The organism is Escherichia sp. AM3, assembly GCF_032029835.1.
Lineage (GTDB): Bacteria > Pseudomonadota > Gammaproteobacteria > Enterobacterales > Enterobacteriaceae > Escherichia > Escherichia coli.
Genome location: NZ_JAVUPQ010000383.1, coordinates 1 through 987 on the forward strand (window position 1 = coordinate 1; position 987 = coordinate 987).

A 987-nucleotide genomic window follows, 5' to 3' on the forward strand; every position below is an offset into this window, starting at 1 on the left:
GGCAATCACTTGTCGTTACTGGTTTCGATCAGAACAATACGACGACAAGTAAAGCCGGTACGTTTACGCCAGCAAATCCATTATTTGGTGGTTCACAAACCGGGAAAAATGAACGCAGCACGCTTGTGATCATCATTACCCCAACTTTCCCATCAGGAGGCAATAATGGCTGATGAAGATATCAACCCGGTAGTGCTTCTCGCAGATCCTAAAGTAAATCATCGCGTGTGGGCTGCCTGTCTTAAATGGACTCCTGTCGTAAAAAAACAGCGCGTCCCCTCACATCATAAACACAAGTCTCATGTAAAACCCAGACGGCTTACCTCCCTGAAAGTGACTGTAGGCAGCAGAAATTCCCGTGGAAAGATCAGCCGCCTTACCGGCACAGGAATACTGACCAGGCCAGAACGCAATCATTATTTTTCCCTGGCACTGGCTTTCTGCTCATGGGTCAGAAATGGATACGGTGTCTTCCGGTACAGCGATAAGGAGCTCTTATTCCTTGCTTCCATTAATGGCCAGCCTGCCGTTATGGCTGACTTATCAGGAAATGATGCCGATGTTGCCCAAAAGGTCAGCCTTTTTCTGGCGATGAACGAAGAGCCCCCCGAAAAATGGCAGGTTGTATCGTCTCTGGAACATCCTGATAACTGGGAAAGTATTATTACCCGGTTATCATCAGCAGACCTCCGCCGTTGCAAACTTACTGTCGGCAATCGCAGCAAATTCACACTGCCTGCCGTACTGTTTTTAGTAGCAGCCGGCGCAGGCACAGTATTCTGGATGACTCAGCCAGAGCCTGATGTCGGACCGACCGCCGAGGAGATAGCTGCACGGGCAAGATTACAGTTTAAAAAGCCCGAACCACCACCGGAGCTCCCGCATCCATGGGCGTCACAACCTGTAATCAGTGATTTTCTGAAAGCCTGCGCGGACCTTCGAAAACCATCACCGGTCGCGCTAGAAGGCTGGAAACTTACCGGTGGA

1 protein-coding gene and 1 pseudogene are annotated in these 987 nt (G+C 50.1%); both read left to right on the top strand.

Features of this window, described 5'->3' with window-relative positions:
• A pseudogene (locus tag RTW80_RS26030) lies at positions 1-173 on the top strand (PilN family type IVB pilus formation outer membrane protein); the annotation flags it as partial.
• The coding region (gene pilO2 / locus RTW80_RS26035) for a type 4b pilus protein PilO2 (protein WP_236522828.1) at positions 166-987 on the top strand (822 nt) is incomplete at its 3' end. The pseudogene RTW80_RS26030 and the gene pilO2, both read left to right, overlap by 8 nt.